26 protein-coding genes, 1 tRNA gene and 4 pseudogenes are annotated in these 24,700 nt (G+C 64.0%); 17 read left to right on the top strand and 14 right to left on the bottom strand.

The features are described 5' to 3' along the window. The first annotated feature begins 186 nt into the window (after positions 1 to 186). The gene (locus NKG99_RS08210) at positions 187 to 1,242 is read left to right on the top strand and encodes an ABC transporter permease (RefSeq protein WP_352866156.1); all 1,056 of its coding nucleotides are present in this window, start codon (positions 187 to 189) and stop codon (positions 1,240 to 1,242) included. After that, positions 1,239 to 2,183, top strand: a complete 945-nt coding sequence (locus NKG99_RS08205; protein ID WP_352866154.1) for an ABC transporter permease — start codon at positions 1,239 to 1,241, stop codon at positions 2,181 to 2,183. Before NKG99_RS08210 ends, NKG99_RS08205 begins: the two co-directional genes overlap by 4 nt. Before the next feature lie 37 nt (positions 2,184 to 2,220). Here NKG99_RS08205 and NKG99_RS08200 read toward each other — a convergent pair. After that, positions 2,221 to 2,791 (bottom strand): annotated as a pseudogene (locus tag NKG99_RS08200) (SDR family NAD(P)-dependent oxidoreductase); the annotation flags it as partial. A 159-nt stretch (positions 2,792 to 2,950) separates the two neighbouring features. Here NKG99_RS08200 and NKG99_RS08195 point away from each other — a divergent pair. Both NKG99_RS08195 and NKG99_RS08190 read left to right on the top strand, forming a co-directional pair. Next, positions 2,951 to 3,106: a hypothetical protein gene (locus tag NKG99_RS08195; protein WP_352866152.1), complete on the top strand. Its 156-nt coding sequence runs from the start codon at positions 2,951 to 2,953 to the stop codon at positions 3,104 to 3,106. Positions 3,107 to 3,218: 112 nt separating this feature from the next. After that, positions 3,219 to 4,160 (top strand): LLM class flavin-dependent oxidoreductase, encoded by a 942-nt coding sequence (locus NKG99_RS08190; RefSeq protein ID WP_352866151.1) that lies wholly within the window; start codon positions 3,219 to 3,221, stop codon positions 4,158 to 4,160. Between the two features lie 7 nt (positions 4,161 to 4,167). Here the strand turns inward: NKG99_RS08190 and NKG99_RS08185 are convergent. After that, positions 4,168 to 4,506: pseudogene (locus NKG99_RS08185) on the bottom strand (cysteine hydrolase family protein); the annotation flags it as partial. 221 nt (positions 4,507 to 4,727) lie between these two features. On the opposite strand from NKG99_RS08185, the gene NKG99_RS08180 reads away from it, so the two are divergent. The 4 genes from NKG99_RS08180 (at position 4,728) to NKG99_RS08165 (ending at position 7,909) form a co-directional block, all read left to right on the top strand. Then, entirely contained in the window at positions 4,728 to 5,519 is a 792-nt protein-coding gene (locus NKG99_RS08180; RefSeq protein WP_352866583.1) for an ATP-binding cassette domain-containing protein, read from the top strand. A 65-nt stretch (positions 5,520 to 5,584) separates the two neighbouring features. Further along, positions 5,585 to 6,556 (top strand): tonB-system energizer ExbB, encoded by a 972-nt coding sequence (gene exbB / locus NKG99_RS08175; RefSeq protein ID WP_352866148.1) that lies wholly within the window; start codon positions 5,585 to 5,587, stop codon positions 6,554 to 6,556. Between the two features lie 4 nt (positions 6,557 to 6,560). Next, entirely contained in the window at positions 6,561 to 6,995 is a 435-nt protein-coding gene (gene exbD / locus NKG99_RS08170) for a TonB system transport protein ExbD (RefSeq protein WP_352866146.1), read from the top strand. Beyond that, positions 6,992 to 7,909, top strand: coding sequence for a TonB family protein (locus NKG99_RS08165; RefSeq protein WP_352866143.1), 918 nt, complete (start codon positions 6,992 to 6,994; stop codon positions 7,907 to 7,909). Before exbD ends, NKG99_RS08165 begins: the two co-directional genes overlap by 4 nt. A 233-nt stretch (positions 7,910 to 8,142) precedes the next feature. On the opposite strand, the gene NKG99_RS08160 is transcribed toward NKG99_RS08165, so the two are convergent. Next, complete coding sequence (locus NKG99_RS08160) at positions 8,143 to 8,397, bottom strand: hypothetical protein (RefSeq protein WP_352866140.1); 255 nt, start codon at positions 8,395 to 8,397, stop codon at positions 8,143 to 8,145. A 286-nt stretch (positions 8,398 to 8,683) separates the two neighbouring features. Between NKG99_RS08160 and NKG99_RS08155 the strand changes: the two are divergent. Further along, positions 8,684 to 8,761: pseudogene (locus tag NKG99_RS08155) on the top strand (helix-turn-helix domain-containing protein); the annotation flags it as partial. A gap of 24 nt (positions 8,762 to 8,785) precedes the next feature. On the opposite strand, the pseudogene NKG99_RS08150 reads toward NKG99_RS08155, so the two are convergent. Together NKG99_RS08150 and NKG99_RS08145 are read right to left on the bottom strand one after the other, a co-directional pair. Next, a pseudogene (locus NKG99_RS08150) lies at positions 8,786 to 9,326 on the bottom strand (XRE family transcriptional regulator); the annotation flags it as partial. Positions 9,327 to 9,475: 149 nt separating this feature from the next. Continuing rightward, a tRNA-Ala gene (locus tag NKG99_RS08145) sits at positions 9,476 to 9,551 on the bottom strand. Between the two features lie 160 nt (positions 9,552 to 9,711). Between NKG99_RS08145 and NKG99_RS08140 the strand changes: the two genes are divergently transcribed. Both NKG99_RS08140 and NKG99_RS08135 read left to right on the top strand, forming a co-directional pair. Continuing rightward, positions 9,712 to 10,002 carry a YggT family protein gene (locus NKG99_RS08140; RefSeq protein WP_352866137.1) on the top strand — a complete coding sequence of 97 codons (291 nt, stop codon included), beginning with the start codon at positions 9,712 to 9,714 and terminating at the stop codon, positions 10,000 to 10,002. Beyond that, positions 9,999 to 10,313: a DUF167 family protein gene (locus NKG99_RS08135; RefSeq protein WP_352866134.1), complete on the top strand. Its 315-nt coding sequence runs from the start codon at positions 9,999 to 10,001 to the stop codon at positions 10,311 to 10,313. The genes NKG99_RS08140 and NKG99_RS08135 overlap by 4 nt, the downstream gene beginning before the upstream one ends. A 16-nt stretch (positions 10,314 to 10,329) precedes the next feature. Here the strand turns inward: NKG99_RS08135 and NKG99_RS08130 are convergent, their stop codons facing one another. Genes NKG99_RS08130 through NKG99_RS08120 form a run of 3 tightly spaced genes read right to left on the bottom strand, consistent with a single transcriptional unit; the run spans position 10,330 to position 13,098 of the window. Next, positions 10,330 to 11,211: a MurR/RpiR family transcriptional regulator gene (locus NKG99_RS08130; protein ID WP_352866131.1), complete on the bottom strand. Its 882-nt coding sequence runs from the start codon at positions 11,209 to 11,211 to the stop codon at positions 10,330 to 10,332. Between the two features lie 10 nt (positions 11,212 to 11,221). Beyond that, a complete protein-coding gene (locus NKG99_RS08125; protein WP_352866129.1) occupies positions 11,222 to 12,289 on the bottom strand; it encodes an ABC transporter ATP-binding protein in 1,068 nt (355 codons plus the stop codon). A gap of 2 nt (positions 12,290 to 12,291) precedes the next feature. Beyond that, a complete protein-coding gene (locus NKG99_RS08120) occupies positions 12,292 to 13,098 on the bottom strand; it encodes an SDR family oxidoreductase (RefSeq protein WP_352866126.1) in 807 nt (268 codons plus the stop codon). Between the two features lie 182 nt (positions 13,099 to 13,280). Between NKG99_RS08120 and NKG99_RS08115 the strand changes: the two genes are divergently transcribed. The 4 genes from NKG99_RS08115 to NKG99_RS08100 all read left to right on the top strand — a co-directional run bounded on the left by NKG99_RS08115 (position 13,281) and on the right by NKG99_RS08100 (position 18,001). Continuing rightward, positions 13,281 to 14,513, top strand: a complete 1,233-nt coding sequence (locus NKG99_RS08115) for an extracellular solute-binding protein (protein ID WP_352866124.1) — start codon at positions 13,281 to 13,283, stop codon at positions 14,511 to 14,513. Positions 14,514 to 14,775: 262 nt separating this feature from the next. Next, positions 14,776 to 15,645, top strand: coding sequence for a carbohydrate ABC transporter permease (locus tag NKG99_RS08110; protein WP_352866122.1), 870 nt, complete (start codon positions 14,776 to 14,778; stop codon positions 15,643 to 15,645). Between the two features lie 11 nt (positions 15,646 to 15,656). Then, a complete protein-coding gene (locus NKG99_RS08105) occupies positions 15,657 to 16,481 on the top strand; it encodes a carbohydrate ABC transporter permease (protein WP_352866580.1) in 825 nt (274 codons plus the stop codon). 23 nt (positions 16,482 to 16,504) lie between these two features. After that, a complete protein-coding gene (locus tag NKG99_RS08100) occupies positions 16,505 to 18,001 on the top strand; it encodes a M81 family metallopeptidase (RefSeq protein ID WP_352866120.1) in 1,497 nt (498 codons plus the stop codon). A 144-nt stretch (positions 18,002 to 18,145) separates the two neighbouring features. Here the strand turns inward: NKG99_RS08100 and NKG99_RS08095 are convergent, their stop codons facing one another. From NKG99_RS08095 to NKG99_RS08070, 6 genes are all read right to left on the bottom strand, one after another. Next, positions 18,146 to 20,200, bottom strand: coding sequence for a M3 family metallopeptidase (locus NKG99_RS08095; RefSeq protein ID WP_352866117.1), 2,055 nt, complete (start codon positions 20,198 to 20,200; stop codon positions 18,146 to 18,148). Between the two features lie 96 nt (positions 20,201 to 20,296). Beyond that, the gene (locus NKG99_RS08090) at positions 20,297 to 20,731 is read right to left on the bottom strand and encodes a nuclear transport factor 2 family protein (protein WP_352866115.1); all 435 of its coding nucleotides are present in this window, start codon (positions 20,729 to 20,731) and stop codon (positions 20,297 to 20,299) included. Beyond that, positions 20,728 to 21,372 (bottom strand): carbonic anhydrase, encoded by a 645-nt coding sequence (locus NKG99_RS08085; RefSeq protein ID WP_352866113.1) that lies wholly within the window; start codon positions 21,370 to 21,372, stop codon positions 20,728 to 20,730. The genes NKG99_RS08090 and NKG99_RS08085 overlap by 4 nt, the downstream gene beginning before the upstream one ends. Positions 21,373 to 21,518: 146 nt before the next feature. Next, on the bottom strand, positions 21,519 to 22,289 hold the full coding sequence (locus NKG99_RS08080) for a DUF429 domain-containing protein (RefSeq protein WP_352866110.1): 771 nt from the start codon (positions 22,287 to 22,289) through the stop codon (positions 21,519 to 21,521). Then, the gene (gene pdxY / locus NKG99_RS08075; RefSeq protein ID WP_352866108.1) at positions 22,286 to 23,170 is read right to left on the bottom strand and encodes a pyridoxal kinase PdxY; all 885 of its coding nucleotides are present in this window, start codon (positions 23,168 to 23,170) and stop codon (positions 22,286 to 22,288) included. The genes NKG99_RS08080 and pdxY overlap by 4 nt, the downstream gene beginning before the upstream one ends. A gap of 13 nt (positions 23,171 to 23,183) precedes the next feature. Continuing rightward, on the bottom strand, positions 23,184 to 23,435 hold the full coding sequence (locus tag NKG99_RS08070) for a hypothetical protein (protein ID WP_352866105.1): 252 nt from the start codon (positions 23,433 to 23,435) through the stop codon (positions 23,184 to 23,186). Positions 23,436 to 23,593: 158 nt separating this feature from the next. On the opposite strand from NKG99_RS08070, the gene NKG99_RS08065 reads away from it, so the two are divergent. Both NKG99_RS08065 and NKG99_RS08060 read left to right on the top strand, forming a co-directional pair. After that, positions 23,594 to 24,232 carry a LemA family protein gene (locus tag NKG99_RS08065; RefSeq protein WP_352866100.1) on the top strand — a complete coding sequence of 213 codons (639 nt, stop codon included), beginning with the start codon at positions 23,594 to 23,596 and terminating at the stop codon, positions 24,230 to 24,232. 50 nt (positions 24,233 to 24,282) lie between these two features. Beyond that, on the top strand, positions 24,283 to 24,700 hold a 418-nt coding region (locus NKG99_RS08060), incomplete at its 3' end, for a TPM domain-containing protein (RefSeq protein WP_352866577.1).

The raw sequence follows: 24,700 nt of genomic DNA, 5'->3' as shown, positions 1-24,700 counted from the left end.
CTCCCCACAAGGGGGAGGGGGATGCTGCCGCGCTCCGTTCACACAGCTTCCGAGCCCAAACTTCAGCCGTTTTGTCGTGGTCAGCGCCTCCGAGAGTTCCCCTCCCCCTTGTGGGGAGGGGCTAGGGGTGGGGGTCCCTCTTCGTCAGAATCCTTGTTCGACAGACCGAACAGAGGGTGCCGTCTAATGTTCCGCCTGGAAGTCCGTGCAAGCACTCCTGCCTGGTTCAACCTCGCTTTGCCATTGCTGGCGATCGGAGCAACGCTCATCTTGTGCAGCGGCCTCATCGCGCTGGCCGGCGCCGGCGTGCTCGAGGCCTATGGCGTGATGTTCACGGCCTCGCTGGGTGACAGCTATGCGATCACCGAAACGATGGTGCGTGCAGCACCGATGATCTTCACCGGGCTGGCGGTGGCCGTCGCCTTCCGGGCAAAATTCTGGAACATCGGCGCCGAGGGTCAATTGCTGGCCGGCGCGGTGGCCGGCTGCTTTGTCGGCGCCATCCCCATGCCGGGACCGCTTGCCATGGTGTTGATGGCGGTGGCCGGTGCCGCCGCTGGTGCGGCAGTGGCGCTCGTTCCCGCCACGCTACGGGTGAAGTTCAAGGTCGATGATGTCGTCAGTTCGCTGCTGCTCAACTCGGTCATCTACTATGCGCTGATGGCGCTGATCGAGGGGCCGTGGAAGGACAGTTTCAGCGGCTACCCGATCTCGCCGCCGATCGAGGATTCGGCGAATTTCCCGGTGCTGCTCGAAGGCACAAGGCTGCATCTCGGCGTCGTCGTGGCGCTGATCGCGGCACCCTTGATCTGGTTCCTGATCGTGCGCACGACGCTCGGTTTCAGGATCAGGGTCATCGGCGAGAATCCCGAAGCCGCCAGATATGGCGGCATCCATGTCGAGCGCGTGCTGATCTCTACGGCGCTGCTGTCCGGTGCGCTGGCCGGCCTCGCCGGTGTCGGCGAGGTCGGCGGCGTGCATTTCCAGGTGATGAGCGACATCTCGCCGGGCTACGGCTATTCCGGCATCGTCGTTGCCATGCTGGCGCGGCTCAACCCGCTTGGCGTCGTGCCGGCTGCGATCTTCCTTGCCGCCGTGATGACCGGCGCCGAGGCGATGTCGCGGGCGACCGGCGTGCCGGCCTTCCTCAGTGACGTCATCCAGGGCACCGCATTGCTTGCCATGCTGGTGGCGCTGCTGTTCACCGCTTATCGCATCCGCCGCGTGGGAGCCGCCCGATGAGCGCGGTGTTCGAACAGATCTTTCAGGTCGGCTTCCTCGCCGCCATCATCCGCATCGCCACGCCGCTGGCTTTTGCCACGCTCGGCGAGATGTTCTCCGAGCGGGCCGGCGTGCTCAACCTGGGCATCGAAGGCATCATGCTGTTGTCGGCGATGACCGGCTTCACCGCCGCCAGCCTCAGCGGCAGCCTGTGGCTCGGCGTGCTGGCGGCCGTGCTGACCGGCATGCTGATGGGCGCGCTGCATGCGCTGTTCACGGTGGTGCTCGGCCTCAGCCAGCATGTCTGCGGCATTGGCGTGACGCTGTTCTCTTCGGGCCTTGCCTATTTCCTCTACCGACTGATCTTCGGCCAGCAATCGGTGCCGCCGAACATCAAGGGTTTTCGGACACTTCCGGTTCCGGTCCTCTCGGACATTCCGGTGCTCGGGCCGGCGGTTTTCAACCAGTTCGCGCTGGTCTACATGGCGATCCTGGCCATTCCGCTTGCCGCTTTCGTACTCTACCGCACGCCATGGGGCCTGTCGGTGCGCATGGTCGGCGAAAACCCGCGCGCCGCCGATTCGGCCGGCGTCAGCGTCATTGCCACGCGCTTCCAGGCGGTCATTCTCGGTGGTGCGCTGATGGGGCTGGCCGGCGCCTTCCTGTCGATGGCGCAGTTCAACGCCTTCACCTTCGGCGTCGTCTCCGGGCGCGGCTGGGTGGCGATCGCGCTGGTCGTGTTCGGCCGCTGGGACCCATGGCGCTCGGCGGGTGCGGCACTGCTGTTTGCCTTCGTCGATGCCTTGCAACTGCGCATGCAGGCGAGTGGGCTAGGCCACATCCCCTATGAGGCGTTCCTGATGCTGCCGTTCATTTTCACCATCGTCGCGATGGCGGTGATGTCACGCAACGCGGTGGCGCCGTCGGCGCTGCTCAAGCCGTTTCGGCGCGAGGAGCGGTAGACGAGCAGGACTTGGTGTCCTTTCCTCTCCCTCCGGAGGAGACGTCGATGCCGAGCCTGCCGAGATCGGCGACCTCGCGCAGGCCGTGCGGCGTGCGGATGAAGCCGGGGCAGGCCGCGTTGCAGCGGATGTTGCGGTCGCGGAGCTCGACGGCGATGGCCCGCGCGAACATGTGGCAGGCGCCCTTGGTGGTGTCGTAGAGCACCTCGTTCGGAGTCGCCGCCACCGCCGAGATCGATGAAGTGCAGTCAATCGAGCCGCCGCCGGCCGCAATCATGCCGGGCAGCACGGCGCGCGTCATCAGGAACATCGAGCGGACGTTGACGGCATGCAGCCAGTCCCATTCCTGGACCGTCGTCTCCAGGAACGCTTTATCACGATGGTGCCGGCGTGGTTGAACAGCACGGTGACCGGCCCGAGCTTTTCGATAGCACCCTTCACTGCCACTTCGACCTGGGCTTCGTCGGAGACGTCGACCACCCAGTGTTCGGTTATGTGCCCCGCGCGCGTATCGCCGCCACGGTGGCCGCGGCCGCCTCGCCATTGCGGTCGATGATCGCCACCTTGGCGCCCTCGGCGACGAACAGCCCCGAGGCCGCTCCACCCATTCCCGTCGCGCCGCCCGAAATGATGGCCCTGCGGGCTCGCTCAGCAAGCAGGTACCAATTTGTGACGGCTCAGTAGAAAATCTTTCTGGCGAGGGGCTGAAAATAGCAATCGACAAAGTCTACAAGTTTTATAGATTAACCAGCGAGACGGAGGCCGATATGTCCTATATCCAGAACGCCCAGACGGATCGCAACGGCCAGAGGCTGGCCAATGCCCAGACCTTTCGCCCGGCCTATGCCGGCGCTTTCGCCTATGTGGTCTTTGCCCTTGCGTTTGTGTTCACCGGGGCAGTTGTTCTGGGCCTCATCCCCTAGAATCCGTCAGATAGGCCGGGATTAGCTGCCCCGCCGCTTCTAGGCAATCGGAGTTGAATGAACCGAATCCTCGGTGCGCTTGCGCGCGCCCGACACAACGGAGGAGATGGCAATGCCGATCGAGTTCACGCATGTTCCTGGCAAGACCGCCGACGCCGCGGTTCCCTTTTTCTACGACTTTGCCGAGACCGCGACCAAGCTCGGACTGATCGAGGACGGCGGTTTCCGCAAGATCGTCGTCGACGATTCGGCCGGGCTGCTGACCAATATGGATCTTGCTGCCCAGGTGCTGGACCGGACCTTGTCGCTGGAAGTCGTGCTAACGCACTGGGCGGGCGTGGTTGAACCGACCGTGGCGGCCCGCCAGCTTGCATCGATCGACAGGAAAAGCGGCGGGCGGCTGGCGCTGCGGATGATCAGCGAGCCGCTGAGCGACGCCGATGCCGAAACACGGCCGGTCGGGCACACCGTCATCTGGCAGCGTATCGACGAATATCTGGTGCTGCTCAAGCGGCTTTGGTCGAACGACCGGCCCTTCGACCATGAAGGCGCGTTCTACAGCATCAAGGGCGGTTATGTGCCGCGCAAGGGTCCGCACGGCGCCGACCTGATCATCCGCATGGGCGGACAATCCGGAACGGCGGTCAAGGTGGCCGGCCGGCATGCCGATGTCTTCGAACTGGCGCCGGGCTCGATCGATGAGGTCCGGCAGCTGATGGAGCGGGTGCGCGGCGCCGCCGCCGAACATGGCCGGGCCGGCAAGCTGCGCTTTGCGCTTCCGGTCAGGATCCACCAGAGTGCTTCCGCCCCCGGCCTCAAGGCGGTCGACGTGGCCGGGCCGCCGGCCCAGGCCGCCCTGTCGCTGCTTGCCTATGCGGCTCTCGGGATCGACGAATTCATGATTGTCGGCGTCGACACGCCGCGTGAGATCACAACCGTCGGCCGGGAAACGATCGCCCTTCTGCGCAACTCGCTGGCGCGCCGCGAGACCGAAGAATTCCAGCCCGGGGCGTTTGCGCCGCGCGCGGGCATGGAAGCGCGCGTAGCGGACTAAGGAGCCTTCAGCCCTTCGTTGCCTCAGGCCTGTCGCCAAGCTGCGACAGGCCTTGCATGACGGCGGCTGAATCCGTCAGCGCGCCGAAGATGCCGTCCTCGACTGTCACCATGTGAGGCGCGGCTTCGTGGGCTTGTCTGTCGCCACTGGCACAAGCGTCCGAGATCGTCAGGCATTGAAAATTGCGGTCGCAGGCCTCGCGCAGCGTGGTGTGGACGCAGACATCCGTGGTGCATCCGGAAAACAGCAGATGCGTGATGCCTTGCGCACGCAGCACAAGCTCGAAATCCGTATAGGTGAAGGCGCTGTTGCAGGTCTTGTCGACTATGATGTCCTGCGGCGACCGCCGGCGCGGATCAGTTCGCTGTGCAAACTGGGTTCGACAACGACGCGGTCGCCACCGTTGTCCGGGCGGGACCTGTTTGCGGCAGTCGCATTGATTTGTTGATCGTTGTAGTCATCTTCAATCTTGACTAGTAATGTCATGTTTCCTAGTCAACCGGCATCGGCCCGTCGAAACCCGGAATCTGGAAATGCGGGCGGCCGCACTGGAGAAAAGCCATGACCATGGCTGGAATTGATGCCCAAACTGCCTTCCATATCGACGCGGTGCGCTTTGCTGTCGGCGAGCGAACGCTGCTCGGTCCGGTTTCGCTCGAACTGGAGCGCTCGCGCGTCTACGGGCTGATCGGCCACAATGGTTCGGGCAAGTCGACACTGATCAAGCTCATGGCGCGCCAGCAGCCGGCAAGCTCGGGCGCCATCACCTTCGCCAGGCGCCCGCTTCTGCAATGGGGCGCGCGAGAACTCGCCCGCGCGCTTGCCTATCTGCCGCAGACGACGCCGGCGGCGACAGGTCTTACGGTGCGCGAACTGGCGACGCTCGGGCGCTATCCCTGGCATGGCGCGCTTGGCCGTTTCCGCGCCGAGGACAGGCAGCATGTCGACGAGGCGCTGGTCCTGACCGACATGGAAGGTTTCGCGGATCGGCTGGTGGACGAATTGTCCGGCGGCGAACGCCAGCGCGCCTGGCTGGCCATGCTGGTGGCGCAGAATGCCGGTGTCATGCTGCTCGACGAACCGATCTCGGCGCTCGACATCGCCCATCAGGTCGAGGTGCTCGGGCTGGTCAAGGATCTCAGCCGCAAACGCGACCTCTGTGTCGTCGTGGTGCTGCATGATCCCAACATGGCGGCGCGCTACTGCGACGAACTGATCGCACTGAAGGATGGCAAGCTGCTGACGCGCGGCACGCCCCGCGAAATCATGCGCGGCGATGTGCTGAAGGGCATTTTCGGCGTCGAGATGGGCGTGTTCGCGCACCCCGTCACCGGCCAGCCTGTCGGATATGTGCAGTGACGAGATCTGATGCGGCGGTGGGAAACAGAAAGCGGCCGACCGCTGTGAGAACAAGGAAGAAGCTGTTGTCGAAAAGTGGTTTGTTGGCGGCGTTGGTCGCATCCGTCATCCTGTCGGTCGGCAGCGCGACCGCCCAGGAGCAACCGGCCGGAGCCGCCCCCGCGATCGAGGCACCCGCCGCGCCGGCACCCGCTACTCCGGCGCCCGTTGCACCGGCATCCGCCGCACCGGCAGTCGTCCCGCCGGCCACGATGGCGCCGGTGCAGCCAGCCAACCAGCCGAACACGACCCTGCCGGCCGAGGCCGGATCTTCGCCGGCAACGGAGCTGACCTTGCCGCATGACCTGTCGCCATGGGGCATGTTCATGGCGGCCGATATCATCGTCAAGGCGGTGATGATCGGGCTAGCCTTCGCCTCACTCGTCACCTGGACGATATGGCTGGCGAAATCGCTGGAGATCTTTGGTGGCAAGCTGCGCATCCGGCGCGCCGTCCGGGCGATCGGCGATGCCGCCACGCTGAAGCAGGCCAGCCGCGCGCTCGACCGCGGCGGCGGCCCCGGTGCGCTTCTGGTGCGGGCGGCCGAGGAGGAGACCGCGCTTTCGGCCGGCGCGCTCGATCATGTCTCCGGTGATGGGCTGAAGGAACGGGTGACGTCGCGCCTGTCGCGCATCGAGGCGGCGGCGTCGCGGCGCATGTCGCGCGGCACCGGCGTGCTGGCGACGATCGGTTCGACCGCGCCCTTCGTCGGCCTGTTCGGCACCGTCTGGGGCATCATGAACGCATTCATCGGCATCTCGCAGGCGCAGACCACCAATCTCGCCGTGGTCGCGCCGGGCATCGCCGAAGCGCTGTTGGCCACCGCGATGGGCCTTGTCGCGGCGATACCGGCCGTCGTCATCTACAATGTCTTCGCCCGCTCGATAGCCGGCTACCGGCAGATACTCGCCGATGCCTCGGCGGGCGTCGAACGGCTGGTCAGCCGCGACCTCGATTATCGCACGGTCGCGCCGGCAACGGCGCTGGCGGCGGAGTAGCGCCATGGGCAGCAGAATCCGACCGACCATGGATGACGATCTCGAGGAAAGCCACGAGATCAACGTCACCCCCTTCATCGATGTCATCCTGGTGCTTTTGATCATCTTCATGGTCGCGGCACCGCTGGCGACCGTGGATGTCAATGTCGACCTGCCGGGCTCGACCGCAACGCCCGCGCCACGGCCCGAAACGCCGCTGTTCCTGACTCTGAAGGACGATCTGACGCTGGCGATCGGCAACGACAGCGTGCCGCGCCCGGCTTTCGCCGCCTCGCTGGACAGCAGGACAAAAGGCGACAAGCAGACGCGCATCTTCCTGCGCGCCGACAAGGCGGTCGCCTATGGCGACCTGATGGACGCGATGAACCTGCTGCGCGGCGCCGGCTATCTGAAGATCGCGCTGGTCGGCCTCGAGGCGGCGCCGGCAGCGGGGCCATGATGCATGCGGCCGCCTTGCCCTCGGTTGAGTTGTCGCGCTTCGGCTGGCGCGACTTTGGTTTGTGGGCCAGTGCCGCCGCGCTGGTCCTCGGAGCCCATGTCGCGGTCGCCTATGCCATGCAGAATTTCACGATGGTCACCGACCCGGACGGCGGTCCGCCGCCGGCCCTGGTGATCGAGATGGCGCCGATGGCGGTGATGCCGGCCGTGGAGGAACAGGTTGCGGCGCCGAACGCGGTGAAGCCCGATCAGGCCGAGCCGACGCCCGAAGAGCCGGTCGAGGAGGCGGAGGAACAGCCGGAAGCCGTCCCGCCCGACGAGACCGAGCCCACCCAGACCGAGATGGCCGAGCAGGTCGACCAGCCACCGCCGGATGAGGTCGTCCCGGATATTGTCGAGGCTGTAGCGCCCGAGGTCGTCATTCCCTTGCCGCAGCCGAAACCGGTCGAGGTGATCAAGGACAAGAAACCGGCCGAGGCCAAGGCGAAAAAGCCTGTCGAGAAGCCCAAGCCGCGTCCGAAGAAGGAGAAGGCGGCGCCGCCAAGGACGGCAACCGTCGCCAGTGCCGATGCAAAGCCGGCGGCCAGGACCGCCGCGCCGAAGTCGGCACAATCGACGTCACGCTCCGGCGACGCCAGCAAATGGGACTCCCGTCTGGGCGCCTGGATCAGGCGGCACACGCGCTATCCCAGTTCGGCCAAGGCCAGAGGCGTGGAAGGCAAGCCGTATGTCGCCTTCACGGTCGACTCGTCCGGCCGGGTCCTGTCCGCCAGGCTCTCTCGCTCTTCCGGAGATGCGGATTTGGACCGCGCGGCACTGGCCGTGCTGCAAGGCGCCACGGTGCCGGCACCGCCGCCGGAACTCGGCTCACGCCAGAGCCGAACGGCGCCATTCGTATTCAGCCTGCGCAACTAGAGGCTAGGGCAAACCCGGGCCAATAGCTCAGCGACAGGCAAAGGGCCTCGACCTGCTCCAGATGGAAGCGGCATTTCGTGCGTCTGAGGTTCGGGTCGTCGGCGCCGTCAATCTCGATGGTCTGTATCATGAAGTCGAAATGGGCGTGGAAGGCGTCCACCGCCCCAGAGACTGTCTGCCTGACCGGTGATGCCGAGCCGGCAACCGCGCACGCGGTTGACGAGTGCATACCGCTACGCCCTTCGGGGCTGGGCGGCACGATTGTCTTTTGCCCGCGCCTGGGGGTGCAGCGGGTTGCCGCTGAGCTGCGTATGCCTGGCCGGCCGTGCGCCGCGAAGCACGTCGAAGGCTTCCGCATAGGCCATGCCCAGCAGATAGGAGATCATGGGAAAACGGCTTGCTTCGGCCATCTGCACGAGCTCATTGGTCATCGACGAAATATATTGAAGATTATCGATTTCCGACTGACGTAAGGACTGATTTGACATGTTCTGCTCCTGTCTCTGGTGGAACCTAGGGAACGCGTTACCGACCATACTGAGCCGACTAATTGATCGATTGACTCGCGGAATACGAGGCTTCTTCCGGAGCGGCGTTCACTTTCCTAGCTATTTTCATCCGTTTCCTGACCCCATCGGGATCCGTTGAAAGGCCCCTCAAACCGGACCCACGCCAAGAAAGGTAAGGTCGAAAGAGTTAATGGTATGTTAAAATCGTAGTAAATCCGCGCGCCAAGGCAGGCGGATGAATTATCTTTCCTCGCGCTGAAGTGTAAAATATCGATTTTATCCAGATACAGAGCAGACAATCGCTAGCATACGCTTTTTCGGCATCATGCTTATTCTTATTTAGCGTAAGCCACGGCGATCGAAGGGATTAACCCAGTCCTTCCCGAGTGAGGGCTGGCCACCAGTTGATCGACGCTCGGATCGTCGAGCCTGATGACATGTGCCATGCTGATGGCAACCCTTGGGCGGATGTTGACAATGTCGCGCCGCATGATGACGGACACGAATGCCGGCCCGGCCTCTGTCAGAAGCATGGCCTTGCCTATCAGCACCGGTTCGGAGATCGGAGCCCATTGCACGGAGATCAGCGACGGCTCGCCAGTCTGGCGGCGATTGATGCCGCTGAAATAGATCCAGTTCAGGCGCGAGGTCGCCACCCCATAGTGATTGCCGCGCGCCCGCCCGCCCATGTCGGCCCCCGGCGCTCCGACCACCCGGTGACCCTTCTGAAGGTGACCAGTTCGGCTTCGCGCCGCACGAAGGTTACCGAACGCATCAAGAGGTCGCCGGGCCGGGATCGAGAAATAAGTGAAATAGGTGCCTCCCGCGATCGATGGGCTGGGCGGCCGGATCATCTGGTTGAACAAGCTCTCGGAAACCGGCGGCAGGCCGGGGACACTGGGTTCGGGGACAATTGACCACGGTTTTGTCAGATATCGCGAGACGGGCGCGCAGTAGCGCGTGCGGCCTTCACAGGCGTGTTGGCACAACAAATATCGCCGGCAGGCGAGCGCGGTGCGTTTCTCCTGTCGTGGAAAGCAGAAATCGATTATTCCGCTGGTGGAGCTGAGGAGGATCGAACTCCTGACCTCGTCATTGCGAACGACGCGCTCTCCCAGCTGAGCTACAGCCCCGTCCAGCGGATGGGGCATTTATCGGGCGCCGTGGTTTCCTGTCAAGGCGGCGTTTCGGCGAAATTCCTGGCTGCCGGGCGTCAGGCCGGCGCGCTGCGGCAGGCGACCCTTGCCGGTTTCGCCTGCAATGGCTACATGTCGGCAACAATTGGAGACTGGCATGCTCGCCCTCATTCAAACAATCGTCATGGCGCTTGACCTCTACTGGTGGATCATCATCGCCTCGGCGATCTTCTCCTGGCTCTACGCCTTCAACGTCGTCAATTCGAAAAACCAGTTCGTCGGCAGTATCGGCAACATGCTCTACCGCCTGACCGAGCCGGCGTTGCGGCCGATCCGCCGTTTCATGCCGGACCTTGGCGGGATCGACATCTCGCCGATCATCCTGCTTCTGGTCCTGTTCTTCCTGCGGCAGTTCATACTCACCACGGTGGCGCCTCTGATCCTGTGAGCCCTTTCCGCCTGCGCGATGGTGGCGTCGAGCTGTTTGTCCGGCTGACGCCAAAGGCTGCGCTGGACAGGCTCGAAGGCGTCGAGACATCAGCGGACGGACGAAGCCATTTCAAGGCCCGCGTCCGCGCCGTGCCGGAAAACGGCGCCGCCAATCATGCACTTGAAAAGCTGATTGCCAAGGCGCTGGGCGTGCCGGCTTCGACTGTATCGATTGTCGCCGGTGGCACCGCCCGGCTGAAGACACTGCGTATCGCGGGTGATCCGGCGGCGTTGGCGAAAAGGATCGAAGGGCTCGGCCAGCAGTCCTGATGCCCTTCGGTGGGGGTCAATCCCCCAGCGGCAAACGGGGATCGTCGACTTTCAACGTGTTCACGCTCTGCTTGATGCGGCGCAGATTTTCGAGAACCCTTGGTCCGCGCGTCTCGGCGACCGACGTGACGATCATGTCGACGATCGACAGCAGCGCATAGCGCGACGATGTCGGCTTGTAGATGTTGCCGTCTTCCAGCGACTGGAAATTGATGACCGTGTCGGCGACCTTGGCGAGTGCGGAGTCCGGCGGGGTGATGGCGATGGTGGTGGCGCCATATTGCTGGGCGACCTGCGCCGCATCGATGACCGATCGCGCATAGCCGGAGACAGAGAAGGCGATCAGCGTGGTGTCGGGCGTGGCAACGGCTGCGTACATGCGCTGCAGCTGTCCGTCTATCTGCGCCAGCACCGACACGCCCAGCCTGAACAGCCGGTTCTGCATCTCGGTCGCCATCATCGACGAAATGCCGCCGGAACCGATGCACAGCACATTGCCGGAAACGGCGATGCGTGCGGCGACGGCGACCAGCGTCGTCATATCGAGGTTTTCGCTGGCGCGCTGGATGGCCGATATCGCCGCTTCGGTGATGGCGGACGCGATGCGCTGTTCGCGGGCATCGCGGCTCAACGGCTCCGGTGACAGATACTGGCCGCCGATGGCGATGGCTTGCGCCAGATAGAATTTGAAGTCGCGCACCCCCTCGCAACCGAGGTTGCGGCAGAACCGCGTCACCGTCGGCTCGCTGACGCCGACGCGCGCGGCAATTTCCGAAATCGCCGCCTTGGAGACAAAGTCGAGGTCTGCCAGCACGAAGCCGGCAAGCTTGCGATCCGACTTCGTTCCGTCCTGCAGCGTCAGTTGCAAGCGCGTGATGATGTCGGCCGGCGTCTTCATGCTGATGTTTTCATAGAGGCAGGCCCGTCGCCTTGTCGAACAGGTGGACGTTGCCGGGGTCGACGGTCACCGGCAGCAGGTCGCCCGGCCTGACCGGCACCCTGTCGCGGAACACGGCGCGCACTATATCAGCGCCGATGGCGCCATAAACATGGGTTTCGGAGCCGGTCGGCTCGACGACATCCACCTTGATCGCCATCGCGCCGGCAGCCTCGCCGATGACGAAGTGCTCGGGCCGGATGCCGGCCTCCACCGCACTGCCCGCGGGTACCTGTTTGCCGGCAAGCGCAAGCCGCCCGCCACCGGCCGATTCGAACCAGGTTTTCTCAGGCGATGTCCTGAGAGAGCCCGAGACGAAACTCATCGACGGGGAGCCGAGGAAGCTGGCGACGAACTTGTTGGCCGGCCTGTCATAGAGCTCCAGCGGCGCCCCGACCTGCTGGATCCGCCCGCGGTCCATCACCACGATGCGGTCTGCCATGGTCATGGCTTCGATCTGGTCGTGGGTGACATAGACGATCGTCGATTTCAACCGCTGGTGCAGCGCCTTGATCTCGACGCGCATCTGCACGCGCAATTGCGCGTCGAGGTTGGACAAGGGCTCGTCGAACAGAAACACCGACGGCTCGCGCACGATGGCGCGGCCCATGGCGACGCGCTGGCGCTGGCCACCCGACAGCTGGCGGGGGTAGCGGTCGAGATAGGAGAAGAGATTGAGAACGCCGGACGCCTTCTTGACCTTATGGTCGACCGACTCGCGCGCCTCGCCGCGTATCTTCGGGCCAAAGCCGATATTGTCCGCTGCCGTCAGATGCGGAAACAGCGCATAGGACTGGAACACCATGGCGATGTTGCGCTGCTGCGGCGGCAGCGCGTTGGCGCGCACGCCGCCGATCAACAGATCGCCGGAGGTGATCGTCTCCAGCCCGGCCAGCATGCGCAGCAAGGTCGACTTGCCGCAGCCGGATGGGCCGACCAGCACGACGAACTCGCCGCTCTTGATATCGAGGCTGATGTTTTCGAGGATCTTGTGCTGCCCGAAGGATTTCGACAGGTCGCGAAATTCGACGTCGGTCATGGTCACGCTCCCAGAATGTCGTCGATGAAGGGCAGGCAACCGGCGGTCAGCCCCGCGTCCACGGGCATCACCACGCCTGTTATTCCAGATGCGCGATCGGACGCAAGGAAAGCGACGGCTTCCGCCACTTCCGAAGCGTTGACGATGCGGCCAAGCGGATAGAGCCGCCGCAGCTTGCCGAGGATTTCGGGATCCTTGGCAAGGCGGTGGTCCCAGGCGGCGGTGCGGATCGATCCGGGGCAGACGACATTGGCGCGCAGGCCGCTGCGGCCGAGCTCGACGGCGATCGCCTTGGCATAGGCGTTGATGCCGGCCTTGGCCGCGGCATAGGCGGGATTGCCGAAATGCGCGATGGCGTTGACCGACGAGATGAAGACGACGCTACCGGAGCCTCGGCTGGCCATCGCCTTGACCAGCGGATCGGCGAAGTTCATCACGCCGGCCAGGTTGAGGCCGAGTTCCTGCTCTATTCTGTCGGGATCGAGCGCCGAAATCGTCTCGGCGCGCGTCCAGCCGGCATTGTTGATGAGAATGTCGGGCACGCCATCCCGCTCGAGGATCGCGGCGATCGCCGTGGCTATCGACGCCTTGTCGAGAAGATCGAAGACGTGGCGGGAAGCAAAATGCGGGCTTTTCAACGCCTCGCTCGACTGATCGCAGCCTATGACCCTGGCGCCTCTATGCGCCATCAGCGCCACGATGGCGGTGCCGAGGCCGCCGCCAGCACCCGTCACCACGACAGTCTTGCCTTCGAATTCGGCCCTGCCTTCGAACTTGGCCCCACCTTCGAACTTGGGTCGCGAAACCACCGTGCGTCATCCTCCGGGAGTCCTGACAGATCGTGCAATGCCTAGGCCTGCGAATGTAATTTTGCAACAAAATAATCTGCTTGCAAGCCTTCAAATCATCGATAATGTAGGAAAGTCACATAAATCTTCTGCTCCGGCAACGAAGAGGCGCGCAGGCGCAAAATCAAAATGGGAGAGATCAAATGAGCCTTGCAAAATGGACAGTCGGCCTGATGGCCGGAATGAGCATGCTGGCAATCGCGGCGCAGGCGGATGCGGGTGAGGTGCGCGTCACCGTCGCCGAGTACAGCGCCAAGACTGCTCCCTATTTCGGCGACGTCAAGAAGGAATTCGAGGCGGCGAACCCGGGCATCACCGTCAAATTCGAGGTGGTGCCTTGGGATGTGCTGCTGCAGAAGTTGACCACCGACATCACCGCCGGCACCAATGCCGATCTGTCGATCATCGGCACGCGCTGGCTGATCGACTTCGTCCAGCAGGATGTCGCCGAACCGCTCGACAGCTACATCAAGCCCGACTTCAAGGACCGCTTCATCGACACCTTCCTGTCGCCCTCGATCATGGACGGCAAGACCTACGGCCTGCCGATCGCGGCCTCGGCGCGCGCCATGTACTACAACAAGGAGCTGTTCGAAAAAGCCGGCATCGCCAATCCGCCGGCAACCTGGACCGAACTGCAGGAAGACGCGCGCAAGATCAAGGCGCTCGGGTCCGGCACCTTCGGTTTCGGCCTGCAGGGCAAGGAGATCGAGACCGACGTCTATTACTACTACGCGATGTGGTCCTACGGCACCGAAATCCTCAACAAGGACGGCACCTCCGGCCTCAGCACGCCAGGCGCGCTTGAAGCGGCCAAGCTCTACAAGTCGATGATCGACGAAGGGCTGACGGAGCCCGGCGTCACATCCAACAACCGCGAGGACGTGCAGAACCTGTTCAAGCAGGGCAAGGTCGGCATGATGATCACCGCACCCTTCCTGTCCAACCAGATCAAGGACGAGGCGCCGAACCTGAAGTATGGCGTGGCGGCCATTCCGGCCGGACCGACCGGCGCGCGCGGCACCTATGGCGTCACCGATTCCATCATCATGTTCAAGAACTCCAAGAACAAGGACGAGGCCTGGAAGCTGCTCGACTTCCTGTTCACCACGGAACAGCGTGCCAAGTTCACACAGGGCGAAGGCTTCCTGCCGGTGAACAAGGAAGAGGCGAAAATGGACTACTACGTCAACAATGCCGATCTGGCGGCATTCACGGCGCTGCTGCCCGACGCCCGCTTCGCGCCGGTCATTCCGGGCTGGGAAGAGGTTGCCCAGATCACGTCGGACGCCATGCAGAAGATCTATCTCGGCGGCGACCCCGAGGCAGGCTTGAAAGACGCAGCCGCCAAGGCCAACGCCGTGCTGAAGAAATAGGGCGTATCTCCCTGCGCCCGTGGCGCGTCCCACTCAGGCGGGGCGCGCCACACATCTCAGCGGAAAAACAGATTCGTCGATGTCAGTGCCGCTCATTGCCCTGCCGGGCATTTCTCTCCGTGACGGGGAGAAAGGGGCTGGCCGCTATGCCGGCAGGAAATTCAAAGCCTGAAGCGCTGCTCCAGACCAGGACTGATATGCGAGATTGACCCGAGCTGGCACGCCAGCACTACTGATGTCCAACACGGTATAAAGCCAGCCGATGCAAAACCGTTTCTTGCCCTATCTCCTGACCTTGCCCAGCCTGTTCCTGGCGGCGGTCGTTATCTTCTGGCCGGTCTGGGACCTGATCCAGATCTCGACGCATGATGTCAACCGCTTCGGCCAGCTTCGTGAATTCAACGACTTCGCCAATTTCGCGGCACTCACTGCCGATCCCGATTTCATGGCCGCGCTCTGGCGCACCGGCCAATGGACCGTGATGGTCGTCGGCGGTGCGCTGCTGCTGTCGATCCCGGTGGCGATGATCCTCAACACCGATTTCCATGGCCGGGGTATTGCCCGCGTCATCATCATGCTGCCCTGGGCGGTGTCGCTGACCATGACCGCGGTGGTCTGGCGCTGGGCGCTGAGCGGCGAAAGCGGCATGCTGAATTCGGCGCTGATCGGCCTCGGCCTTATCGACCACAACATCCAGTGGCTGGCGAGTGCCGAGACCGCCTTTCCGATGCAGGTGCTGATCGGCATCCTGGTGACGGTGCCGTTCACGACGACGATCTTCCTTGGCGGCCTGTCGTCGATCCCCGACGATCTCTACGAGGCGGCGGCGCTCGAAGGGGCGACGCCGCTGCAGCAGTTCCGCGAAATCACCTTTCCGCTCTTAAAGCCGTTCATCAACATCGCCATCGTGCTCAACACCATCTACGTCTTCAATTCCTTCCCGATCATCTGGGTGATGACGCAAGGCGGGCCGGCCAACTCGACCGACATCCTGGTCACCCATCTCTACAAGCTGGCCTTCCGCATCGGCAAACTCGGCGAAGCGTCGGCGGTGTCGCTGGTGATGTTCGCCATATTGCTGGTCTTCACCATGATCTATGTGCGGCTGGCGATGCGGGAGCAACGCGCATGACAAATCGGCTCATGACGGGCAAGCTGAAGCGTTCGATCATCGCCTGGCTGCTGCTGGCGCCGCTGATCGTGGTGACGCTCTTTCCCTTCGCCGTGATGTTCCTGACCGCAGTCAAGCCACGACAGGAAGTGCTGTCGCCGACCTGGTGGCCGAGCGAGTTCCGCTGGTCCAACTTCTCCGACATGTGGGTGGCGACCGGCTTCGGCCAGGCGCTGATGAATTCGCTCTACGTGTCCGTGATCGCCACCGTCGGCGCCATCCTGATCTCGGTTCCGGCGGCCTACGCGATGTCGCGCTTCCGCTTTGCCGGATACGGCGCCTTGCGCCAGTTCCTGCTGATTTCGCAGATGATCTCGCCGATCGTGCTGGTGCTCGGCCTGTTCCGGCTGATGGCCGCCTGGGGGCTGGTCGAGAGCACGACGGCGCTTGGCTTCATCTACATGGCCTTCAACGTCGCCTTCACGGTGTGGATGCTGCAGAGCTATTTCGACACCATTCCGCGCGATCTCGAGGAGGCGGCCTGGATGGAAGGCGCCGGCCGCTGGCTGACCTTGCGCAAGGTGTTCCTGCCGCTGTGCCTGCCGGCGATCGCGGTGACCGCGATCTTCACCTTCATCAATGCCTGGAACGAATTCGTCGTCGCGCTCACCATGCTGCGCAGCCAGGAAAGCTACACGCTGCCGATCCAGGTGTTTTCGCTGGTCGCCGGCCGCTACACGATCGAATGGCACCACGTCATGGCCGCGACGCTGCTGGCGACCTTGCCGGTGGCCATCCTGTTCATCTGGCTGCAACGTTACCTCGTCCGCGGGCTGGCGCTCGGAGCGGTCAAATAGCGCCTATTCACGACGGAGCTTTCATGCGCATTTTCACCGCCTCGCTGGCGACGGAAACCAACACCTTCTCGCCGGTGCCGACCGACCGGGCCTCGTTCGAGATGGCCTTCTATGCCGGGCCCGGCAAGCATCCGGAAACACCGACGCTGTGCTCCTCGCCGATGGTCGCGCTGCGCCGGCGGGCAGTCGCCGAAGGCCTCGATGTCATCGAGGGCACCGCCACCTGGGCGGAGCCGGGCGGCCTGGTGCAGCGACAGACCTACGAGGCGCTGCGCGACGAGATCCTGGGCCAGCTCAAGGCGGCGCTGCCGGTCGATGCGGTGATCCTCGGCCTGCATGGCGCCATGGTGGCGCAAGGCTATGACGACTGCGAAGGCGATCTGCTCGAGCGCGTCCGCGACATGGTCGGACCGGACGTGGTGATCGCGGTCGAACTCGATCCGCACAGCCATCTGACGCCGAAGCGCGTGGCGGCCTCGGACATCCTCGCCTACTTCCTTGAATTTCCGCACACCGATTTCTACGAGCGCGGCGAACATGTCGTCGAGCTCGGCCTGGCAGCAGCGCGCGGCGAGATCAAGCCTGTCATCTCGACCTTCGACTGCCGCATGATCCAGGTACTGCCGACCAGCCGCGAGCCGATGCGCTCCTTTGTCGACCGTATCAAGGCGCTGCATGGCAGGGACGGCGTGCTGTCGGTCTCGGTCATCCACGGCTTCATGGCGGCCGATGTGGCCGAGATGGGCACTCGCCTCCTGGTCGTCACCGACAATGACAAGGCCAAGGGCGACGCGCTGGCTGAGAAGCTGGGGCGGGAGCTCTACGCGCTGCGCGAGAAGACGGCGATGACCATGCTGAGCGCCGCCGACGGCATCGATCGGGCGCTGGCCGTGCGCGCTGAAAATCCGGGCAAGCCGGTGGTCATTGCCGATATCTGGGACAATCCTGGCGGCGGCGTTCCCGGCGACGGCACCTTCGTGCTGCGCCAGATGCTGGCGCGTGGCCTGGACAAATTTGGCGTGGCGACGATCTGGGATCCGATCGCAGTCACCTTCTGCCTGGCGGCGGGCGAGGGCGCGGTCATCGACTTGCGTTTCGGCGGAAAGGCCGGGCCGCAGGCCGGCGAACCGATCGACGCACGCGTCAAGGTGCTGAAGGCGGTTCCGGAGGGTTGGCAAAGTTTCGGGCCAAGCCGGGTGACGCTTGGGCCGACGGCCTTGGTTCGCATCGAAGGCACCGAGGTCGATATCATCCTCAACACCAATCGCACGCAGACCTTCGAGCCGGATATCTTTTCCAATATCGGCGTCGATCCGCTGGCCAAGGACATGCTGCTGATCAAGTCGACCAATCATTTCTACGCCGGCTTCGAGCCGATCGCCGCCGAGATCATCTATGTCTCGGCACCGAGTTCGTATCCCAGCAATCCAGCGGTGACCAACTACACCAAGCTAACGCGGCCGATCTGGCCGCGGGTGGCGGATCCTTGGGAGGGTGACGCTGATATTCTCCCCCCTTGAGGGGGAGATGTCGCCGAAGGCGACAGAGGGGGTCGGTCCAACCAGGCTCGGCCTTCTTCTGCGCGAGGTCGGCGCTTCACGCGCGACGACCCCCTCTGGCCGCTTCGCGGCCATCTCCCCCTCGAGGGGGGAGATTACCCAGCGCTACACCAGCCCGCGCTTCACCATCATTGCTTCCGGCGACGGCATCTTGCCGCGAAACGCCGTATAGAGCTCTTCCGGGTCTTTCGAGCCGCCGGCGGCGTAGATGTTCTTGCGCAGCCGCTCGGCGAGTGCCGGGTTGAAGGGGTCGCCCGTCTCCTCGAAAGCGGCAAAGGCGTCGGCATCGAGCACTTCCGACCACATGTAGGAGTAGTAGCCGGCGGAGTAGCCGTCACCGGAAAACACGTGGCCAAAATGGGGGGTGCGATGGCGCATCGCGATAGTGTCCGGCATGTCAAGCTTTTCGAGCGTTTCGGTTTCGAAACGAAGCGGCTCCTGCGGCGCATCCGCCCGCGCATGATAGGCCATGTCCATCAAGGCGGAAGCGGTGAATTCCACAGTTGCAAAGCCAGCGCCGAAAGTCCGCGCGGCCAGCATCTTATCGAGCAGCGCCTTGGGCATCGGCTTGCCGGTCTTCACATGCAAAGCGTGCTTTTCCAGCACCGCCGGCACGGTCAGCCAGTGCTCGTAGAGCTGCGAGGGCAGTTCGACGAAATCGCGGCTGACCGAGGTGCCCGCTACCGACGGCCAGGTGACGTCGGTCAGCATGCCGTGCAGCGCATGGCCGAACTCGTGGAACAGCGTCTTCGCCTCGTCGACCGACAGCAGAGCCGGCTCGCCGACCGGCGGCTTGGCGAAGTTCATGATGTTGTAGATCACCGGTTTCGAGCCGTGGCCAAGCCCATAGCCGGATTGCAGCGCGCTCATCCAGGCGCCGGATCGCTTTGACGGCCTAGCGAAATAATCGGCGAGGAACAGGCCGCGCTCGCTGCCGTCGGCATTTTTCACCACGAACACGCGCGCGTCGGGGTGCCAGGCGGCAATGCCCTTCTTCTCCTCGAAAGTGATGCCGAACAGCCGTGTCGCCACGTCGAAGCAGGCGTCGATGATCCGGTCGAGCTGCAAATAGGGTTTCAGCTCGGCCTCGTCGAAAGCGAACTTCTCCGCACGCAGTTTCTCCTGGTAAAAGCGCCAGTCCCAGGCGGCGATTTTTTCGTTGCTGCCTGCCTGCGTCGCCAGCCGCTGCAGGTCGGTCCGGTCGGCCGCGGCCTTTTCCAGCGCCTTCTCCCACACGGGATCAAGCAGCGCGTGCACCGCCTTCGGCGTCTTGGCCATGGTGTCGTCGAGCTTCAGCGCGGCGAAGGAGGGGTAGCCGAGCAGCTTCGCCTTTTCGGCGCGCAGCTTCAGCATGTCGCGTACTACGGATGTGTTGTCGGTGGCGCCGCCATTCTGGCCGCGCATGGTGAAGGCGCGGAAAGCGGTCTCGCGCAGGTCGCGGCGCTCCGAAAAGGTCGAGAACGGCTCATAGATCGAGCGCGACAGGGTGACGGCATAGCGACCCTTCTGGCCGCGCATTTCGGCGGCTTCGGCCATCGAGCTTTTCAGGAAGTCCGGCAGGCCGGCAAGGTCGGCCTCGTCGAGCAACAGCGCCCAGTCGCGCTCGTCGGCCAGCACATTCTGCCCGAAGCTGGTGCCGAGCGAGGACAGCTCCTCGTTGATTTTGGCCAGCCGCTTCTTGCCCTCGGCATCAAGCTTCGCGCCCGAGCGGACAAAGCCTTTCCAGGTCTTCTCCAGCACGCGCAGCGTCTCGGCGTCGAGCTTCAGGCTCTCGCGGCGCTGATAGAGATCGTCGATGCGGGCAAACAGCCTCTCATTCATCGAAATCGCCGAGAAATGCCTGGACATCTTTGGCGAGATGTCGCGTTCCAGCGCCTGGATCGTTTCATTGGTGTGGGCGCCGGCGCGGCACCAGAAGATCGACGAGACACGGTCGAGCGCCTCGCCGCCGAGTTCCAGCGCGGCAAGCGTGTTCTCGATGGTCGGTGTATCTTCATTGCCGGCGATCGCTTCGATCTCGGCCTCATGCGCCTTCAGGGCCGCATCAAGGACCGGGGAAAAATCGCCGTCGCCAATGCGCGTGAAATCAGGCAGGCCGAGCGGCCCTTGCCACGCGGTCAGCGGATGGGCGGCGAGGTCGACGGCTTTCGTGGAATGCATGGACAGTCTTTCGTTGATGAAGGCGGCGGGGTGGGTCGGTACCGATGTAGGACGCGGCCGGCGGACCCGCAATATCACAGGTGGCCGATATCCGCCTCAGAAGCCGTCGCAGTTCTCGGCGATCGCCGCTTGCGAACTGGCGGTGATGCGGTTGTCGGCCACCGCGAAGGTTTCCTGCATCAGCATGTCGTTGTTGGGGAAATCGTAACAGGCGACCACCGTGGTGACGCCGCCTTCGCTCTTCTCGATCCTGTGCCGGATCGCAGCACCGGCAACCGCATCTTTCCATTCGTCGATGGAGGCGATGAATTCCTGCTTGCTTTGCACAATGCCGAGGTCGTCCAACTTGATGCGGACATCGTCGGCAAGCAGGTCGGACAGTTCCGTGCGGTCGGCGACCAGCAGCGCCGAATACCAGCGGCTGATGATGGCGCGATCATCGGCGCGGGCGGCAATAGTCGCGATCAGCAGCGCGGCCGCCGTAAAAACGGTCGACCGGAGGTTCACCACCTTGCGCGCCGCTGCGTTCATCCCAGCTCCGGCCGCTCGAAATCGCCGGTCTCCTTGTTCATCACCCAGAGTTCACCAGTCGAAATGTCGAACCAGGCGCCGTGCAGCGACAGCCGACCCTTGCCTTCGAGGATCGAGACGCAAGGGAAGGTCCGGAGATTGGCGATGGAATAGCGAATCGAAATCCGCTCCAGCGCGGTCTGACGCTCCGACGCCGTCATGAAGGTGCTGGAGGACACGGTTTCGGCGGCCGGTGCGATGAGACTCATCCATTTGCCGATGAAGTCGCCGGGTGACAGCGGTGCGAAATTGGTGTCGAGCGCGGCGCGGATGCCGCCGCAGCGGCCATGGCCCATGACGACGATATTCTTGACCTTCAAGCTCTGCACGGCGAATTCGAGCGCGGCGGAGGTCGAATGGAATTCGCCGTCCGGTGCGTAGGGCGGCACCAGATTGCCGACATTGCGCAGCACGAAGAGTTCGCCGGGCCCGGCGTCGAAGATCGCCTCGGGGGCTGCGCGGGAGTCGCAACAGGCGACGATCATCGTTTCCGGCGCCTGGCCTTCGCGGGCAAGCTCTCGATAGCGTCCGCTCTCGGTGAGATAGCGGCCGCTCATGAAATTGCGGTAGCCGGCGAGGAGATGGTCGGGAAGGTGAGGCATGGGCGGCTAAGGCCTTTCCGGGTTGGAGGCGGCAGCTCGTTGCAGTCGAGAGAAGCCTCTAGCGGCAAAAGCCCGTCGCGAGCAATGCAGAATTGTAGGAGCTTGTCGTAAAAGCCAGGCACGAAGCGCGACTCTCGCAGGCACCCTCACGCCCAAATGGCAACCGGTATGCCAACACGATCGATGAGCGGCGGGTCGGGAAACGGACGTGCCTCGCCATCGGCGATGCGGCCGGCGATCAGCATCATCGCCGCTGCGTCGAGGAAGTCATCGGCGGCCGCACCGCGTGGTGGCGGCTGGTCGAGGAAGCCCATCTCATAGCCATGCCGGCAGAGCAGCGCCTTGCGTTCCGCCATGCCGTCCGGATTGATGCTGCCCTTGATCTTCTTCGGCAGCCGCATGGCCCGATCGCCATTCAGCCGGCAGAAGGCGACCTCCGGATGCGATTCGAACACACGGCCGCGAAGATCGGGTCGCGCGATCAGCAGTGCGTCGATCTCGCGGATCTTGGCAAAAATGCCGAACGCCTGGATCGACACGCCGCGCGGCGGGTCGGATGTGGTTTTGGCCACCTCGCTTGCCCTGATATGCGCGGCATACCAGGCTTCCATGGTGGTGAAGTCGTTGGTGTCGGCATAGAGCGCGGCGCGGGACGGGATCGAAAAGACGCTGGATTGGCGTGCCCCGAGCAATGGCCGCACCAGCGCTTCCGGGCCACGTCCGCCTTTGCCCGAAAGCTCGGGCAGGCCGATCGGCATGTCGACCGCGATGACCGCATCGTCGGGGAATGACGCAAGCAGGGCAGCGAAGCTTGCAAAGACAGCGACGGAAGGTGCCATGCCAAACGCGCCCCGGACGGCAATCCAGCCGGCCTTGCAGCCGTCGACGCCGACAAGCAGGGCCTCAGTCGATGTCACGCCCGGCGGTCCCGCTCCGGATGCGTGAGGTGGCGAAGCTGCACCATTGCCATCGGGTGCGACAGGCTCTGCGCATCGGTTTCGAGCTGCAGTTCGTCGCCGCCGCGCTTGGCGGTTCGCGCCAGGATCTCGTAGACCGCCGCCGTCGTCGATTGCAGCGCCTTGATCGGCGGCTGGCCGGACAGGATGCGCGCCAGGTAGACGGCCGCCGTCAGGTCGCCCAGGCCATTCGGCGGCTTGTCGATCAGGCGATGCTCGGCAAGCAGCGCCTGGCTGCCGTCGAGCAGCAGGTTGCCGGTGCCGCCCGTCATCATCGACGGCGCCGAGGTGACCAGCATGGTCGATGGCCCGGCATTGAGCGCCGCCGCGATCACCGATTTCAGGTCGGGCAACGGGGCGCCGGCCATCCATTCCAGTTCGTAGCGGTTGGGGGTGGCGATGTCGGCGATCGGCATCAGCCGGTCGCGCATGGCGATGGCGGTCGGTTCGGGCACATAGAGCCCGCCCGAATCACCCATCACCGGATCGCAGATATAGACGGCGTCAGGCGTCTTTGCCTTCACCGCGGCGACCAGCGAGGCGACGGCCTCGGCCTGGCCGGCCTCGCCGAGATAGCCGGACAGCACGGCGCCGACCTCACCCAGCCATGGCGCGCGCTCGAGATCGGCCATCAACGCCTTGAACTGGTCGAGCGGCGGCACGATGCGCGTCGCTCGACCATGGCCGGGATGCCAGGGCAGGATGACCGTCGGCACCGCCCAGACCGGAAAGCCCAGCGTCTCCAGCGCGAACACGGCGGCACGGTTGCCGACCGAGCCGCGCGCGACATGGCTGGAAATGACGATGACCGCACGCGGCGCGTCGGTTTGTTCGGCGCTCATTGTTGTTTGATTCCTAACTGCCCCGGATGATGTAAAGCACGAGCCAGATCATCAGGCCCAGCGCCAGCAGCAGGCCGAGTGTCCGGCCAATGCGGGTGCCCCAGACTTCGATAGGATCGGCAGGATCGGCATCGGCCGCGGTGACGTGATCGTGCAGGCCTTTCGTGGCCCGCGCGACAAACGAGTTGCCGGCCGGATCCGTCTCGCGCGCCACGCGCTCGAGGATACGGCGCGATTCCTTCTCGCTGTCCTGGCGTTCCGCCATGATGATGTCCCGTTTCGACAGGACCTTATCGCGTTCGCACGGTCAATCACAGGGCCTTCGGCATCGGGCGTGCCACGCAAGTGCCTGCCGGTCGAGCGTTTTCTTGCGCGCCGATTGTGGTAATGCTTCGCATGCAACTTCTACCGAGGGACCCCATCATGCTTGCCCAGCGCCTTGCCTCACCGTCCATGTTCCGCACGCTGCCCGCCTTCCTGATCATGGCGATCGTGCTGCCGCTGCTTGCCGGCTGCGGCTACAACACCATCCCGACGGCAGAGGAAAGCGCCAAGGCGGCATGGAGCGAGGTGCTGAACCAGTATCAGCGCCGCGCCGACCTCATCCCCAACCTGGTCGAGACGGTCAAGGGCTACGCCTCGCACGAAAAGGACACGCTCGACGCGGTGGTCGAAGCCCGCGCCAAGGCCACCCAGATCACGGTGACACCGGAAACGCTGAACGACCCCGAAGCCTTCAAGAAGTTCCAGGACAGCCAGGCCGGCCTGACCAGCGCGCTGTCGCGGCTCTTGGCCGTGGTCGAGAACTATCCCGACCTCAAGGCCAACCAGAATTTCCTGGCGCTGCAGGCGCAGCTCGAAGGCACCGAAAACCGCATCGCGGTGGCGCGACGCGACTACATCCTGGCGGTCAAGGACTACAATCTGACGCTGAGGACCTTCCCCTCGGTGCTGTGGGCGACCTTCTGGTTCCGTGGCAACCAGCCCTTCGCCAATTTCACCATCGAGGACGACAAGCTGCAGACACCGAAGGTCGATTTCGGCACGAAGCAGGGCGGGTGATCGGCGGGCCAAACGTCGTGATCTTGCAGACCGATGAGGGGCGACGCGTCATTCGTCTTGTCGCCGTCGTGCTCCTCATCCTTGCGCTGCCATTCTCGGCCTTCGCCGCTGATCTCCCGGCGCTGACCGGCCGTGTCGTCGACAATGCCGGCATCATCGATTCGGCGACCAAGGCGGCGCTGACCCGGAAGCTTGCCGATTTCCAGACAAAAGGCTCCGACCAGATCGTTGTCGCGACGATTCCCAGCCTCGACGGCGAGGAGATCGAGCCTTACGCCAACCGGCTGTTTCGCTTCTGGAAACTCGGCCAGGCGAAGGAAAACAACGGCGTCCTGCTGCTGGTGGCGCCGAACGACCGCAAGATGCGCATCGAGGTCGGCTACGGCCTGGAAGGCACGCTGACCGACCTGCACACCAAGCTGATCATCGAAAACGACATGGTGCCGGCCTTCCGCGCCGGCGATTTCT

The organism is Mesorhizobium sp. M1409, assembly GCF_040317535.1.
Classification (GTDB): Bacteria; Pseudomonadota; Alphaproteobacteria; order Rhizobiales; family Rhizobiaceae; genus Mesorhizobium.
Note: the sequence above shows the minus strand (reverse complement) of the source record. Positions and strands in the feature narration are given on the sequence as shown.